This window comes from Streptomyces sp. NPDC007205, from assembly GCF_040634095.1.
In the GTDB taxonomy this organism is placed as follows: domain Bacteria; phylum Actinomycetota; class Actinomycetes; order Streptomycetales; family Streptomycetaceae; genus Streptomyces.
This window is the reverse complement of the sequence record NZ_JBEYEW010000029.1, coordinates 27,894-41,951: the sequence shown is the minus strand read 5'-3', so window position 1 is coordinate 41,951 and position 14,058 is coordinate 27,894. Positions and strand designations below refer to the sequence as shown.

10 protein-coding genes are annotated in these 14,058 nt (G+C 71.6%); 1 reads left to right on the top strand and 9 read right to left on the bottom strand.

Annotation, left to right across the window (positions count from 1 at the left end; all coding sequences use genetic code 11):
• Window positions 1-129: 129 nt before the first annotated feature.
• Window positions 130-2,004: a translation elongation factor 4 gene (gene lepA, locus ABZ624_RS32710; protein WP_360097182.1), complete on the bottom strand. Its 1,875-nt coding sequence runs from the start codon at window positions 2,002-2,004 to the stop codon at window positions 130-132.
• A 226-nt stretch (window positions 2,005-2,230) separates the two neighbouring features.
• On the opposite strand from lepA, the gene rpsT reads away from it, so the two are divergent.
• Window positions 2,231-2,497 carry a 30S ribosomal protein S20 gene (rpsT, locus tag ABZ624_RS32705; protein WP_067006864.1) on the top strand — a complete coding sequence of 89 codons (267 nt, stop codon included), beginning with the start codon at window positions 2,231-2,233 and terminating at the stop codon, window positions 2,495-2,497.
• Between the two features lie 275 nt (window positions 2,498-2,772).
• Here rpsT and holA read toward each other — a convergent pair whose 3' ends face one another.
• The 8 genes from holA to leuS all read right to left on the bottom strand — a co-directional run bounded on the left by holA (window position 2,773) and on the right by leuS (window position 13,678).
• Complete coding sequence (gene holA, locus ABZ624_RS32700; RefSeq protein WP_360097179.1) at window positions 2,773-3,762, bottom strand: DNA polymerase III subunit delta; 990 nt, start codon at window positions 3,760-3,762, stop codon at window positions 2,773-2,775.
• A gap of 109 nt (window positions 3,763-3,871) precedes the next feature.
• Entirely contained in the window at window positions 3,872-4,117 is a 246-nt protein-coding gene (locus ABZ624_RS32695; protein WP_360097176.1) for a hypothetical protein, read from the bottom strand.
• A 41-nt stretch (window positions 4,118-4,158) separates the two neighbouring features.
• Window positions 4,159-4,992, bottom strand: coding sequence for an arylamine N-acetyltransferase (locus tag ABZ624_RS32690; RefSeq protein WP_360097173.1), 834 nt, complete (start codon window positions 4,990-4,992; stop codon window positions 4,159-4,161).
• 27 nt (window positions 4,993-5,019) lie between these two features.
• On the bottom strand, window positions 5,020-7,608 hold the full coding sequence (locus tag ABZ624_RS32685) for a ComEC/Rec2 family competence protein (protein WP_360097314.1): 2,589 nt from the start codon (window positions 7,606-7,608) through the stop codon (window positions 5,020-5,022).
• Window positions 7,609-7,721: 113 nt separating this feature from the next.
• A complete protein-coding gene (locus ABZ624_RS32680) occupies window positions 7,722-8,855 on the bottom strand; it encodes a helix-hairpin-helix domain-containing protein (RefSeq protein ID WP_360097170.1) in 1,134 nt (377 codons plus the stop codon).
• A 137-nt stretch (window positions 8,856-8,992) separates the two neighbouring features.
• Window positions 8,993-9,838 (bottom strand): DegV family protein, encoded by an 846-nt coding sequence (locus ABZ624_RS32675; RefSeq protein WP_360097167.1) that lies wholly within the window; start codon window positions 9,836-9,838, stop codon window positions 8,993-8,995.
• 70 nt (window positions 9,839-9,908) lie between these two features.
• The gene (locus tag ABZ624_RS32670; RefSeq protein ID WP_360097164.1) at window positions 9,909-10,670 is read right to left on the bottom strand and encodes a hypothetical protein; all 762 of its coding nucleotides are present in this window, start codon (window positions 10,668-10,670) and stop codon (window positions 9,909-9,911) included.
• Window positions 10,671-10,807: 137 nt separating this feature from the next.
• The gene (gene leuS, locus ABZ624_RS32665; protein ID WP_360097161.1) at window positions 10,808-13,678 is read right to left on the bottom strand and encodes a leucine--tRNA ligase; all 2,871 of its coding nucleotides are present in this window, start codon (window positions 13,676-13,678) and stop codon (window positions 10,808-10,810) included.
• Window positions 13,679-14,058: the final 380 nt, after the last annotated feature.

The window sequence follows — 14,058 nt, the reverse complement described above, 5'->3', positions numbered from 1 at the left end:
TGCGTAAGGGGCTTCGGCCTCTCACTTTCCACGGAGAGCGACGCTACGCACGCGTAGGGGCCCGCCGCACTTTCGTACGACAGGCCCTCACGTGCCCTTTTTGCGGACACACGCGCTTGTTACCGTCGGTTACTTCTTGCTCTTGGCCGACCCCGCGCTGTCATCGCTGGACAGGACGGCGATGAAGGCCTCCTGCGGAACCTCCACGGAACCCACCATCTTCATCCGCTTCTTGCCTTCCTTCTGCTTCTCCAGCAGCTTCCGCTTACGGGAGATGTCACCGCCGTAGCACTTGGCGAGGACGTCCTTGCGGATGGCGCGGATGGTCTCGCGGGCGATGACCCGGGAGCCGATGGCGGCCTGGATGGGCACCTCGAAGGCCTGCCGCGGGATGAGCTCGCGCAGCTTGGCGACGAGCCGCACACCATAGGCGTAGGCCGCGTCCTTGTGGGTGATCGCCGAGAAGGCGTCCACCTTGTCACCGTGCAGCAGGATGTCGACCTTGACGAGGCTGGAGGTCTGCTCGCCGGTGGGCTCGTAGTCCAGGGAGGCGTAGCCGCGTGTCTTGGACTTCAGCTGGTCGAAGAAGTCGAAGACGATCTCGGCGAGCGGGAGGGTGTAGCGGATCTCGACCCGGTCCTCGGAGAGGTAGTCCATGCCGAGGAGGGTGCCGCGCCGGGTCTGGCACAGCTCCATGATCGAGCCGATGAACTCGGTCGGCGCGAGGATGGTGGCCCGCACGACGGGCTCGTACACCTCGTTGATCTTGCCCTCGGGGAACTCGCTCGGGTTGGTGACGGTGTGCTCGCTGCCGTCCTCCATCACGACCCGGTAGACCACGTTCGGCGCGGTGGCGATCAGGTCGAGGCCGAACTCGCGCTCCAGCCGCTCGCGGATCACATCGAGGTGCAACAGGCCGAGGAAGCCGACGCGGAAGCCGAAGCCGAGGGCGGCGGAGGTCTCCGGCTCGTAGACCAGCGCGGCGTCGTTGAGCTGCAGCTTGTCCAGGGCCTCGCGCAGTTCGGGGTAGTCGGAGCCGTCGAGCGGATACAGGCCGGAGAAGACCATCGGCTTCGGGTCCTTGTACCCGCCGAGGGCCTCCGTGGCGCCCTTGCTCTGGCTGGTGACGGTGTCACCGACCTTGGACTGCCGGACGTCCTTCACACCGGTGATGAGGTAGCCCACCTCACCGACGCCCAGACCGTCCGCCGCGAGCATCTCCGGCGAGTTGGTCCCGATCTCCAGCAGCTCGTGCGTGGCGCCGGTGGACATCATCCGGATCCGCTCGCGCTTGTTGAGCTGGCCGTCGATGACACGGACGTACGTCACGACACCGCGGTACGAGTCGTACACGGAGTCGAAGATCATCGCGCGGGCGGGCGCGTCGGCGACCCCGACCGGCGCCGGGATCTCCTTGACGACCTTGTTCAGCAGCGCGTCCACGCCGAGACCGGTCTTCGCGGAGACCCTGAGGACGTCCTCCGGGGCGCAGCCGACCAGGTTGGCGAGCTCCTCGGCGAACTTCTCGGGCTGGGCCGCGGGAAGGTCGATCTTGTTGAGCACGGGGATGATCGTGAGGTCGTTCTCCATCGCCAGGTAGAGGTTGGCGAGGGTCTGCGCCTCGATGCCCTGGGCGGCGTCGACGAGGAGGATGGTCCCCTCACAGGCGGCGAGCGACCGCGAGACCTCGTAGGTGAAGTCGACGTGCCCCGGGGTGTCGATCATGTTGAGGATGTGGGTCGTGCCCTGGTCGGGGCCCTCGGTCGGGGCCCAGGGCAGACGCACCGCCTGGGACTTGATCGTGATGCCGCGCTCGCGCTCGATGTCCATCCGGTCGAGGTACTGAGCACGCATCTGCCGCTGCTCGACCACACCGGTCAGCTGGAGCATCCGGTCGGCGAGCGTGGACTTGCCGTGGTCGATGTGCGCGATGATGCAGAAATTGCGGATCAGAGCCGGGGCGGTACGGCTCGGCTCGGGCACATGGTTAGGGGTCGCGGGCACGCAGGGTCCTGTCTCTTGAGGCGCCTTATGCCTCGGGTCGGATCGATACGTAGTCTCCATGGTCCCACGCGGAGGGACCGGCTACCGTTTTGGGCCGCTCGCAGGGCCACTGGTACTGTAGATGGCTGTGCCTCATGCCCTCTCAGCGCGAGGCACGTCCGAGAAATTTTGGATCACCGGTGCGGGACCCTCTCGGCCCCGCACCAGAACCTGAAAAGGCTCCTTCGTGGCGAACATCAAGTCCCAGATCAAGCGGATCAAGACCAACGAGAAGGCCCGGCTGCGCAACAAGGCCGTCAAGTCCTCCCTGAAGACCGCGATCCGCAAGGCCCGTGAGGCCGCTGCCGCGGGTGACGTCGAGAAGGCCACCGAGCTGCAGCGCGCTGCCGCGCGTGCCCTCGACAAGGCCGTCTCCAAGGGCGTCATCCACAAGAACCAGGCCGCCAACAAGAAGTCGGCGCTTGCTTCCAAGGTCACGTCCCTCAAGGGCTGAACCTCCTTCTGATCTGACCGCCGGAAGGACCCAGAGCGGGCCCTCTCTCATCCGCTCCCGACCGGCACCCCAGAGCCTGTTCGCGGCCTGCGTTCGCCACGCGGGAACGGGCTCGACAGCTTGAACCGAGGGCCTCGGTGTTCCCCCTTCCCCAGGGCAGAGCACCGGGGCCTTTGGCATGGGGTGGGCGAGGCGGGGTCCGGAGGGGGGTCCAGGGGCGGCGTCCAGGGCCGGAGCGCCCGGCGGGGCCCGGGGCACGCGGGGCCCCGGCGCGCCTACCCGCGCCCGCGCGACCGGGCAGCCCGAGCGATCACCACGACGGCCTTCTCCAGCGCGTACTCAGGATCGTCGCCGCCGCCCTTCACGCCCGCGTCCGCCTCCGCGACGGCCCGGAGCGCTGCCGCGACACCGTCCGGTGTCCACCCCCGCATCTGCTGCCGCACCCGATCGATCTTCCACGGCGGCATCCCCAGCTCCCGCGCCAGATCGGCCGGCCGCCCCCCGCGCGCGGAGGACAGCTTCCCGATCGCCCGCACTCCCTGGGCCAGCGCACTGGTGATCATCACCGGCGCCACGCCCGTCGCCAGCGACCACCGCAGCGCCTCCAGCGCCTCCGCCGTACGTCCCTCCACGGCCCGGTCGGCGACCGTGAAGCTGGAGGCCTCGGCCCGGCCGGTGTAGTACCGCCCGACAACGGCCTCGTCGATGGTCCCCTCCACGTCGGCGACCAGCTGCGACACCGCCGAGGCCAGCTCCCGCAGCTCGCTGCCGATGGCGTCGCACAGTGTCTGACAGGCCTCGGGCGTCGCCGACCGCCCGGCCGCCCGGAACTCACCGCGCACGAAGGCCAGCCGGTCCGCCGGCTTGGTCATCTTCGGGCAGGCCACCTCGCGGGCCCCCGCCTTGCGCGCGGCATCCAGCAGCCCCTTGCCCTTCGCCCCGCCCGCGTGCAGCAACACGAGCGTGATCTCCTCGGCGGGCGCCCCGAGATACGCCTTCACGTCCTTGACCGTGTCGGCGGACAGGTCCTGCGCATTGCGTACGACCACGACTTTCCGCTCGGCAAAGAGCGAAGGACTGGTGAGCTCGGCGAGCGTGCCGGGCTGCAACTGGTCCGGGGTGAGGTCGCGTACATCCGTGTCGGCGTCGGCGGCCCTGGCGGCGGCCACCACCTCCTGCACGGCACGGTCGAGCAGAAGGTCCTCCTGGCCCACGGCGAGCGTCACCGGGGCGAGAGGGTCGTCATTCGCAGTCTTCCTGGCCATCACGCACAGCATCCCACGAGGCACTGACAACGGGCCCACGCAGCCGCGGACAGCCGTACTGCCTCAGCGGACAGCCGTACTGGCTCAGCCGCGGGCAAGCGGCGTCGGGTCACGGCTCCTCCCGCCATCCCTCCCACTCCCCCGCGAACGCGTCCAGCTCCGCCGGGTCCAGCCGCCCCTCCTCGTCCCGCAGCACCACCAGCCACTGCGCGTCCTCGGCATCGTCCTCGCCGGCCAGCGCGTCCCGGACGAGCCGCGGCTCCTCGCCCAGCCCGAACCGCTCACCCAGCGCCTCGGCCGCCTCCTCGGCGGCATCACGGTCGGGCAGCACCAGCACGTGTCTCACATCGCTCACGGGCCCATTCTCCGGCACCGCACGAGAACCGAACCGCCAGGTCAGCCCGTGGGCACGGCCCGCACAGCAGGCACACGGCGCAGCTCGATCCCGAACCGCTCCCGGTACACGGTCAGCACCTCCTCATCCGTCTCCACCTCCCGCGTCTCCCGCTTCCCGTCACCCGCCGTGGTCTTCAGCACGCGCCCGCTGAGCGTGATCCTCCCCCCGTCCTCGGTGACCCGTGAGCAGACCAGCGACTGGGTGAAGTGCGACAACGGCGAGGTCCTGTGCCACCAGGCCCCGGTCACGAAGTCCCCGAGCACCCGGGGCCGGGTCTCCAACCGGTACTGCGGCCTGCCGTCCCGTATGACGTCCAGGTCCCCGGCCCCCGCCGAGCCGCCGCCGCGCACCCCGGCCGCGTCCGGCCCGGCCTCCGCCACCCGGAACACCCCGCCGGGGTCGACCTGCTCCGCCCGTTCCGCGTATCTCAGTGGGTAGTGGCTGTGCGCCCCGAACCCGACGTCCGCGATCCAGGTGTCCCCCTCCACCGTCCGCACCCGCAGGGCGAGATGGTCGTACGGGATCCCGAGCCGCCCCTCGTCGTCGTACACGCGGGCCGCGAGCAGTTCCACCTCGTAGCCGAGAGCGGCGAGCAACGCCCCGAACAGGCCGTTCAGTTCGTAGCAGAAGCCACCGCGCCCGCGTCCTGTCACCTTGTCCAGCAGCCACTCCTCCTCCAGCAGGATCTCCTCGTCGAGGTGGACAGACAGGTTCTCGAAGGGGACGGTCCGCAGATGCCGCAGATGCAGCTCACGCAGGGCCCGCCCGGTGGGCCGCTGCGGGCGCTCGGCCCCGATCCGGCGGAGACAGTCGTCGACCTGGCTTGAGTTCATGGACCCAGTCTGGGCGAAATCCCCGTCTCAGCCGGTGGCCACCCGCACTTCCCCGCCGGTCCCTCCCGTCCCGCCGACCGCTAGCTCCCCGTCCCGGTCGGTGCGCAGCACCAGGGCGCCGCCCGCCCGCAGCGCGGCCACGGTCGCCGGAGCCGGATGTCCGTACGGGTTGTCCGCACCGCAGCTGATGAGCGCCACCCGGGGAGCCGCCAGCCGTATCAGCTCCGGGTCCTGATAGGCCGAGCCGTGGTGGGCCACCTTCAGTACGTCCACACCGGCCAGCTCGGCCGCCACCGGTGACCGCGCCAACGCCTGCTGGGCCGGCGGTTCGAGGTCGCCCAGCAACAGCAGCCGCAGTCCGCCCGAACGGACCAGCATCGCGACGCTGGCGTCGTTCGGCCCGTCCGGCTCCGGCACCGGGCCCGGCCACGCCGGGTACTGCGGGTCGGACGGCGGCCGTGTGCTGGGCGGGGGCCACAGGACCTGCCAGGAGAGCGGTCCGGTGCGCCGTTCCTCGCCCGCGACGGCCCGCGTCACCGGAATGTGCCGCGCCGCCGCCTCCCTTCTGACGGACTCGGCCTGGTCGGCGGGTTCCTCGAAGCCGGTCGTCTCGATCGCGGCCACCGAACGGCCCCGCAGGACACCGGGCAGCCCCGCCACATGGTCCGCGTGGAAATGGGTCAGCACGAGCAACGGGACGCGCGTGATGCCCAGCTGCCGCAGACAGTGGTCGACCAGCGCCGGATCGGGTCCGGCGTCAATGACCACCCCCGCTCCCTCGCCCGCCGCCAGTACGGTCGCGTCGCCCTGTCCGACATCGCACATCGCGAACCGCCAGCCCGGCGGCGGCCAGCCCGTGATCACCCGGGTCAGCGGTGCCGGCCGCACCACCACCAGCACAAGCAGCACCGCGAGCAACGCGCACCACCACGGGTGCCGCGACAGTCGCCGGCCGGCCAGGACGACGGCCACGGTGACCGCCATGAGCGCCAGCGCTCCCGGCCAGCTTCCCGGCCAGCCCACCGCCGCGCCGGGCAGCGCCGCCCCCGTCCGGGCCACTGCGGCGATCCACCCGGCCGGCCAACCGGCGCACCAGGCCAGTGCCTTGGCCGGTGCCATCGCCAGCGGCGCCGTCACGAGCGCCGCGAACCCGAGCACTGTGGCCGGTGCCACCGCCACCTCGGCCAGCAGGTTGCACGGCACCGCCACCAGGCTCACCCGCGCCGACAGCACCGCCGTGACGGGGGCGCACACCGCCTGTGCCGCGGCGGCCGCCGCCAGCGCCTCCGCGAGCCTCGGCGGCACCCGGCGCCGCCGCAACGCCTCGCTCCACCCCGGTGCCACCACCAGCAGCGCGCCGGTGGCCAGCACGGAGAGCAGAAAGCCGTAACTGCGGGCCAGCCACGGGTCGTAGAGCACCAGCAGCAGGACGGCCGTGGCCAGTGCGGGGACCAGGGATCTACGGCGCCCGGTGGCCAGGGCGAGCAGCGCCACCGCGCCACAGGCGGCGGCCCGCAGCACACTGGGGTCGGGCCGGCTCACGACCACGAACCCCAGCGTGAGCGCTCCGGCGAGCAGCGCGGTCCCCCGCAGCGAGAGCCCCAGGCGCGGGGCCAGGCCGCGGCGCTCGACCCGCTGGGCCAGTCCGGGCGGCCCGATCAGCAGCGCGAGCAGGATGGTGAGGTTGCTGCCGGACACGGCGAGCGTGTGCGCCAGGTCCGTTTCCTTGAACGCGTCGTCCAGCTCGGGCGTGATCCGTGAGGTGTCCCCGACGACCAGCCCGGGAAGGAGCGCCCACGCATCCCCCGGCAGATCGTCGGTCGCCTCCCGCAGCCCGGCCCTGAGCCGTCCCGCGAGCCGTTGCGGCCCGCTGGGGCCCGCCACGATCCGCGGCCGGGGCCAGGCCCGCAGCCGCAGCACGGCCGCGGACCGGTCCCCACCGGTCAGCGCGGGCGCGAGCCGTCCGCCCACCCGCAGCCGCGTGGACGGCAACAACCCGAGCCAGGCCGCACGTGCGCCCCGCGCGCCCCGGGCCACGGCGACCGCCGTGCTCTCCTCCGCCGAGCCGCCGTTCCGAGCAGCGCCCTCCGGCGCCGGAACGTCCGGGTCGACGACCAGCAGCACCGGAGTCCGCGTCCGCACGCTCGTCCCGTCGGTCCGCTCGACGCGCCGCACCTCCGCCCGGGCCAGTACCGCCACCGGCGCCGCATGATCACCGCGGACCCGTGGCCGGCTCACCCAGGGATCGCCGCTCACCTCGACCTCGGCGGTCACGGTCGCATACCGCCGGGCCAGCTCGGGCACCGGCCCGCGCCGTACATCCGCCCCGTGCAGTCCGGCAGAGGCGGCGGCCGCGGCGACGCAGAGCAGCACGGCGGCGATCGAGGCGCGGGCCCACGCGAAGGGCTGGAGCGTCCGTCCGCCCTGTGACTTCGGTCTGGCCGACCCGGGCCGTGCGAGCCGTCCGGACCGGGCGGGCCTGCGCGCCGACAAAAGAACGATCCCGCCCACCAGGGAGACGACCGCGATGCCGGCCGTCCAGACCGCCGGTGTGTCCAGCATCAGGGCCGCCGTGGCCCAGGCGGCGAGCGCGGGGGGCACCAGACGCAGGTCCATGGGCCCGGCCCGGCCGCCGTGCGCGGTCCCGTCCTCCTCGGAGTCACGGACCGCGGCATCCGTGAGCACGCCGGGCCTTCCCCGTTCCGGCGGCCCGCCGTCGGTCACCTGGCTCATGGCCGTACCAGATTCCGTAGATCGCCGAAGCGGCGGGCGCCGATGCCGTTGACCTCGCGCAGTTCGTCCACCGAGCGGAAACCGCCGTGCCGGGTGCGGTAGTCGATGATGTGCTGGGCGAGCACCGGTCCTACCCCGGGCAAGGTGTCGAGCTGGTCCGCCGTGGCCGTGTTGAGGGAGACGGGCGCCGCCGGGCCCGCAGCCGCCGGTCCGGGAGCCGGCCCGGCGGCTGGTCCGGGTGGCGGTGCCGCCCCGGCGGGCGCGCCGACGACGACCTGTTCTCCGTCGACCAGGAAACGGGCCCGGTTGAGCCCGTCGGTGCTCACGCCCGGACGGACACCGCCGGCCGCCCGCAGCGCGTCGGCCACCCGGGAACCGGCCGGCAATCGCCGGATCCCCGGTGTGCGGACCTTGCCGCTGACGTCCACGACGATCTGTCCGCCGGGTGTCGGCGCCGCACCCGTTCGCGCACCGGCCTTCGTGTCATCTTCCTTCTTGGCGTAGGGAGTCTTTGCGCGCACCACTTGAGGGGCGCTCACGGACTCCGTCCGCCCGGCCCAGAAGTGCTGTGCGGCGAACACCGCGGCGGCCACGAGGATCACGGACAGCGCCACGGCCCCGCGCCGTTCCACTGCGAACTGCGCCTGCAACCGGACCGGCATCCGCTCCCGCAACGCCAGCCCGGCCCGCTCCCGCAAGCCGGCGCCGACGGGCTTCCGGGGCGCCAACGGGTCCGTGGAGTCGGCAGGTTCGGCTTCCGGCGACGTGCTCGGCGGCGGCCCCGTCCCGTCAGCCGGCAGGGGGTTCGGTGGTGTGACCGGGCGAGGTGCGGCAGTCGTCGCTGTCCTCGCCGGAATCGGACCGGGCGCCGGGCCCGTCACCGTCGCCGTGTCGGCCATCGGACGCTCGGGAGCCTCCCCGTCCGGAGGTCCGTTCCCCGACTCCCGCCGTCGCACGGCCCGTTCGCCGAAGAGGAGTTCCGCCCGGCGGCGCAGTTCCTCGGCCGGTGCCGGGCGGCGGGCGCGGTGGTGGTCGATGCCGCGGCGGTGGCGGACACGGCCGTCGGAGGCAGGACCGCGGCCGGGGCCGCTGGTCGCCGTGGCTGTGCGTGTACGTGATCGAAGTGCCATGCGACGAGGATGGAACATCCCGCCGACTCGCGATGATCTTGGTCAATTCCCGGGGATGACCGGCCGGTTGGGGATAACTCCACCACCCGTACGAGTGAAGGGTCGGCCGAGTGAAGGGTCGGCCTGCGCATGAGGAATCAGCGGGGCGAGACCACCGCTCCCAGCAGTCCGGGACCGGTGTGTGCCCCGATCACCGCCCCGACCTCGCTGACATGCAGGTCGGCCAGGCCCGGCACCCGTTCCCGCAGCCGGTCGGCGAGCGCGGCGGCACGGTCGGGGGCGGCGAGATGGTGGACGGCGATGTCGACCTCGGCGCCGCCCGCCCGCTCGGCGGCGAGCTCCTCGAGCCGGGCGATGGCCTTGGACGCCGTACGGACCTTCTCGAGCAGTTCGATGCGGCCGCCGTCCAGCTGGAGCAGGGGTTTGACGGCGAGCGCGGATCCGAGCAGGGCCTGTGCGGCTCCGATGCGACCGCCGCGGCGCAGATAGTCAAGGGTGTCGACGTAGAAGTAGGCGGACGTGCCCGCGGCCCGCTTCTCGGCGGCCGTGACGGCCTCGTCCACGGTGCCGCCGGCCTCCGCGGTCTCGGCCGCGGCGAGCGCGCAGAAGCCGAGGGCCATCGCGACCATCCCGGTGTCCACCACCCGTACCGGCACTGGCGCTTCGCGCGCCGCGAGGACCGCCGCGTCGTAGGTGCCCGACAGCTCGGCGGACAGGTGCAGGGAGACGATTCCGCTCGCGCCGGACTCGGCGACCCTGCGGTAGGTTTCCGCGAACACCTCGGGGCTCGGTCGGGAGGTCGTGACGGGACGGCGTTTCTGCAGCGCCTGGGCGAGCGATCGCGTCGAGATCTCGGTGCCCTCTTCGAGTGCCTGGTCACCGAGGACCACGGTCAGGGGCACCGCTGTGATGCCGTGACGCTCCATCGTCCGCGGCGGCAGGTAGGCCGTTGAATCGGTGACGATCGCGACATGGCGGGACATGAGCTGGAGGTTACCTGCCGTAGTGCTCGCGCGGCAGCCCGGCCCCTGGGGTGCGGGCCGGGAGGACCGCTCAGGCGGTGCTCTCGGGGCGGGTCTTCTTCTGCCAGGGGTAGGCGGGGCGGGGCGACGGCGGGGTGATCGCCTCCGGTGGCCGCTCGTCGGCGGGGCGGGACGACTGCGAGGGGGCGTGCCAAGCTGCCGGGTTCTCCGCAGCGGACGAAGCCATGGACGAAGCCGTGGGCCGAGCGGACGCGTCGGGCCGTTGACCGGGCGCCGGTGCGGGGCCGGCCGGGGTCCAGTGGCGCAAGGCGTCGGCCTCGATGTCGATCTGGTCGCCGAGCGCGCCCAGATCGTCGTCGACGAAGCGGCGCGCGCGGTCGCGGACGGCCCAGCGCAGTGAGTCCGCGGACTTGGTGATGCGCTCGGTGCGGGCGCGCAGCTCGGGCAGCCGTGCGGTGAGTTCGGCCCGGTCCGGCTCCGACTCCAGGCGCCCGAGGTCGGCGTCCAGCTCGTGCCCGTGCGCGCTGAGTCGCTCGAAGAGGCCGAGGGACTCCTTCAGCGACTCGTCCTCTGCCACGCCCGCGCGCAGCGTGTCCTGCGTGGCACGCATGGAGGTGCGCAGTGCGAGCCGCAGCCGCGCGATCTCGGCGGCCGGGCCGACCTGCACGAAGGACTTGGCGCGGAGCGTGTGGTCCTCGACGGTGCGGCGGGCCTGCGTGATCGTCCGGTCCACACCGCGTTTGGCGGCGCCGACCGCCTTGACCGTGGCGTACACGCCCAGGCCGATGAAGAGCAGGAAGAGCAGGGCGAACACGGCGATCACTGCTTCCACGACGCTCCTCCTCCGGCCGGCGCGGCACTCGCCGCTGCGCTTTCCACAGTAAACGCAGCGGGCAGGCCCGGAGTTCCAGAAAAACCCCGAACCTGCCCGTAGGGGACTACCCCGAGACGGCGAACGGACCCCGCTTCCTACGCGGGAACGATGTTCACCAGCTTCGGTGCCCGGACGATCACCTTGCGGATGCCCGCGCCGCCCAGCGCCGCGACGACCTTCTCGTCGGACAGGGCCACCTTCTCCAGCTCCTCCTCGGAGATGGCCGGCGGCACCTCCAGACGGGCCTTGACCTTGCCCTTGATCTGCACGACGCAGGTCACGGTCTCGTCGACGACGTAGTTCGGGTCGGCGACCGGGAAGTCCCGGTGGACGACCGAGTCGGTGTGGCCCAGCTTGCGCCACAGTTCCTCGGCGATGTGCGGGGCCAGCGGGGCGACCAGCAGCACCAGCGGCTCGGCCACGGACCGCGGCACCGCGGTGCCGGCCTTGGTCAGGTGGTTGTTCAGCTCGGTGACCTTGGCGATGGCGGTGTTGAAGCGCAGGCCCTCGAGATCCTGACGGACGCCGTCGATCGCCTTGTGCAGGGCACGCAGCGTCTCCTCGTCCGGCTCGGCGTCGGTGACGGTGACCTCGCCGGTCGTCTCGTCGACGATGTTGCGCCACAGCCGCTGCAGCAGCCGGAACTGGCCGACGACCGCGCGCGTGTCCCACGGGCGGGAGACGTCCAGCGGGCCCATGGCCATCTCGTACAGGCGCAGGGTGTCGGCGCCGTACTCGGCGGCGATCTCGTCCGGGGTCACCGCGTTCTTCAGGGACTTGCCCATCTTGCCCAGCAGGCGGCTGACCTTCTCGCCCTGGTAGTAGTACGCGCCGTCGCGCTCCTCCACCTCGGCGGCCGGCACCGCGATGCCGCGGCTGTCGCGGTAGACGTAGGCCTGGATCATGCCCTGGTTGAACAGCTTGTGGAACGGCTCGGCCGACGAGACGTGACCCAGGTCGTACAGGACCTTGGACCAGAAACGCGCGTACAGCAGGTGCAGCACCGCGTGCTCGGCGCCGCCGACGTACAGGTCGACACCGCCGTGCGGCAGACCCTCGCGCGGGCCCATCCAGTACTGCTCGATCTCGGGGTCGACCAGCCGCTGCTCGTTGTGCGGGTCCAGGTAGCGGAACTCGTACCAGCAGGAGCCCGCCCAGTTGGGCATGGTGTTGGTCTCGCGGCGGTACTTCTTCGGTCCGTCGCCCAGGTCCAGGGTGACGTCGACCCACTCCTCGTTGCGCGACAGCGGGGTCTCGGGCTGGGTGTCCGCGTCGTCGGGGTCGAAAGTGCGCGGCCTGTAGTCCTCGACCTCGGGCAGCTCCAGCGGCAGCATCGACTCGGGCAGCGCGTGGGCGATGCCGTCCTCGTCGTAGACGATCGGGAAGGGCTCGCCCCAGTAGCGCTGGCGGCTGAACAGCCAGTCGCGCAGGCGGAAGTTGACGGTGCCCTCGCCGATGCCCTTGTCCTGCAGCCACGCGGTGATACGGGCCTTGGCCTCGGCGACGCCCAGGCCGTCCAGCGAGATCTCGTCGTTGGACGAGTTGATGATCTTCGCGTCGTACGAAGCGAAGGCGTTCTCCCACGTCGAGGTGTCGGTGCCCCGGCCGTCGGTCGGCTCGACGATGCAGTGGACCGGCAGCTCGAAGGCGCGCGCGAACTCGAAGTCGCGCTGGTCGCCCGCCGGCACGGCCATGATCGCGCCGGTGCCGTAGCCCATCAGGACGTAGTCGGCGATGAAGACGGGGACCTGCTCGCCGTTGACCGGGTTGGTCGCGTACGCGCCGATGAAGACGCCGGTCTTGTCCTTGGCCTCGGCCTGCCGCTCGACGTCGGACTTGGACGCGGCCTGCGCGCGGTACGCGGCGACGGCCTCGGCCGGGGTGGCGTGGCCGCCGGTCCACACCGCGTGCGTGCCCTCGGGCCAGGCCTCGGGGGTGAACTTCTCGACCAGCGGGTGCTCGGGTGCCAGCACCATGTAGGTCGCGCCGAACAGGGTGTCCGGGCGGGTGGTGAAGACCGTGATGCGCTCGCCGTCGATCGGGAAGTCGACGCGGGCGCCCTCGCTGCGGCCGATCCAGTTGCGCTGCTGCAGCTTGATGGCCTCGGGCCAGTCCAGCTCCTCCAGGTCCTCCAGCAGCCGGTCGGCGTAGGCGGTGATGCGCATGTTCCACTGGCGCAGGTTCGCCTTGAAGACCGGGTAGTTGCCGCGCTCGGAGCGGCCGTCGGCGGTGACCTCCTCGTTGGCCAGCACGGTGCCCAGGCCCGGGCACCAGTTGACGGGCGCGTCGGAGGCGTAGGCCAGGCGGTACTCGCCCAGGATGTCGGCGCGCTCGGTGGCGCTCAGCTCGTTCCACGCGCGCGTGGTGCCCGGAACCGCGCGCTCACCGGACTCGAACTGGCTGATCAGCTCGGAGATCGGGCGGGCCTTCCGCGCCTCGTCGTCGTACCAGGAGTCGAAGATCTGCAGGAAGATCCACTGGGTCCACTTGTAGTAGTCCGGGTCGATCGTGGCGAAGGACCGGCGCTTGTCGTGGCCCAGGCCCAGCCGGCGCAGCTGGGCCTTCATGTTCTCGATGTTGGCCTCGGTGGACACGCGCGGGTGCGTGCCGGTCTGCACGGCGTACTGCTCGGCGGGCAGGCCGAAGGCGTCGAAGCCCAGGGTGTGCAGGACGTTGTGGCCGGTCATGCGCTGGAACCGGGCGTAGACGTCGGTGGCGATGTAGCCCAGGGGGTGGCCGACGTGCAGGCCCGCACCGGAGGGGTACGGGAACATGTCCATGATGAACTTCTTGGGCTTGGCGGCCAGCTCGGCGTCGCCGGCCAGGTCACCCTTGGGGTTCGGCGCCGCGTAGGTGCCGTCGGCGTCCCAGAAGTCCTGCCAGCGTGCCTCGATCTCGGCCGCCATGGCGGCCGTGTAGCGGTGCGGCGCCGCGACCTCGGCGGCAGCGGGGTTCGTCTCGCTCATGATCCTCAAAGCTCCATCGATCGTCTCTGCCTGCGGCTGTGACTTTCCAAGAAACGAAAAAACCCCTCGCACAGGAGGGGACGCCGCGCCGATGCCGACCTCGCGGTTCGACCGGGGGTCGGTACTGATCAGCGCGGCCCGCTAAGCAGAAGGCGTACGGCACGCATGGCGCTAGGGTACCGCAGGCCCCGAGCGAGCCGCGACGGCCGTGAGCAAGGCCCGATGGCCCTGAGCAAGTCGCGTCGCCCTTCCGTATCCCTTGTGGACATGCCAGGAACCTCGCCGGAACTGAACGAAGGTCAAGGATTACTTCGCGTACCGTCCACTAAAGGACATCACCCCAGTCACATCGTCTGTTCATAACAACGCAATAACTCAAA

What these genes read in the sequence shown, in the direction of transcription:
- ABZ624_RS32685 (WP_360097314.1), bottom strand. Translation starts at nt 7,608, where the DNA reads ATGGACCTGCGTCTGGTGCCCCCCGCGCTCGCCGCCTGGGCCACGGCG.
- ABZ624_RS32690 (WP_360097173.1), bottom strand. Translation starts at nt 4,992, where the DNA reads ATGAACTCAAGCCAGGTCGACGACTGTCTCCGCCGGATCGGGGCCGAG.
- ABZ624_RS32680 (WP_360097170.1), bottom strand. Translation starts at nt 8,855, where the DNA reads ATGGCACTTCGATCACGTACACGCACAGCCACGGCGACCAGCGGCCCC.
- leuS (WP_360097161.1), bottom strand. Translation starts at nt 13,678, where the DNA reads ATGAGCGAGACGAACCCCGCTGCCGCCGAGGTCGCGGCGCCGCACCGC.
- ABZ624_RS32675 (WP_360097167.1), bottom strand. Translation starts at nt 9,838, where the DNA reads ATGTCCCGCCATGTCGCGATCGTCACCGATTCAACGGCCTACCTGCCG.
- holA (WP_360097179.1), bottom strand. Translation starts at nt 3,762, where the DNA reads ATGGCCAGGAAGACTGCGAATGACGACCCTCTCGCCCCGGTGACGCTC.